Here is an 820-nt window from a genome sequence, read left to right as displayed (position 1 = left end):
GGCACTGTTGCAAATAGTCGGTGGTGATAAACTTATCATCCCCTTTTGCTGATGGAGCTGCACATGAACCCATTCAAAGGCCGGCATTTTCAGCGTGACATCATTCTGTGGGCCGTACGCTGGTACTGCAAATACGGCATCAGTTACCGTGAGCTGCAGGAGATGCTGGCTGAACGCGGAGTGAATGTCGATCACTCCACGATTTACCGCTGGGTTCAGCGTTATGCGCCTGAAATGGAAAAACGGCTGCGCTGGTACTGGCGTAACCCTTCCGATCTTTGCCCGTGGCACATGGATGAAACCTACGTGAAGGTCAATGGCCGCTGGGCGTATCTGTACCGGGCCGTCGACAGCCGGGGCCGCACTGTCGATTTTTATCTCTCCTCCCGTCGTAACAGCAAAGCTGCATACCGGTTTCTGGGTAAAATCCTCAACAACGTGAAGAAGTGGCAGATCCCGCGATTCATCAACACGGATAAAGCGCCCGCCTATGGTCGCGCGCTTGCTCTGCTCAAACGCGAAGGCCGGTGCCCGTCTGACGTTGAACACCGACAGATTAAGTACCGGAACAACGTGATTGAATGCGATCATGGCAAACTGAAACGGATAATCGGCGCCACGCTGGGATTTAAATCCATGAAGACGGCTTACGCCACCATCAAAGGTATTGAGGTGATGCGTGCACTACGCAAAGGCCAGGCCTCAGCATTTTATTATGGTGATCCCCTGGGCGAAATGCGCCTGGTAAGCAGAGTTTTTGAAATGTAAGGCCTTTGAATAAGACAAAAGGCTGCCTCATCGCTAACTTTGCAACAGTGCC

The 820-nt window shown here is 52.4% G+C and carries 1 protein-coding gene; it reads left to right on the top strand.

The window, feature by feature from the left end:
• Positions 1–63: 63 nt before the first annotated feature.
• Positions 64–768, top strand: coding sequence for an IS6-like element IS26 family transposase (locus PG898_RS21160; RefSeq protein ID WP_001067855.1), 705 nt, complete (start codon positions 64–66; stop codon positions 766–768).
• The last annotated feature ends 52 nt before the right edge of the window (positions 769–820 follow it).

It is taken from the genome of Aeromonas sp. QDB31 (assembly GCF_027707605.1).
In the GTDB taxonomy this organism is placed as follows: domain Bacteria; phylum Pseudomonadota; class Gammaproteobacteria; order Enterobacterales; family Aeromonadaceae; genus Aeromonas; species Aeromonas media.
This window is presented reverse-complemented; position numbering and strand designations above follow the sequence as displayed.

Coding starts and splice junctions, on each gene's coding strand:
- PG898_RS21160 (WP_001067855.1), top strand. CDS start 64: ATGAACCCATTCAAAGGCCGGCATTTTCAGCGTGACATCATTCTGTGG.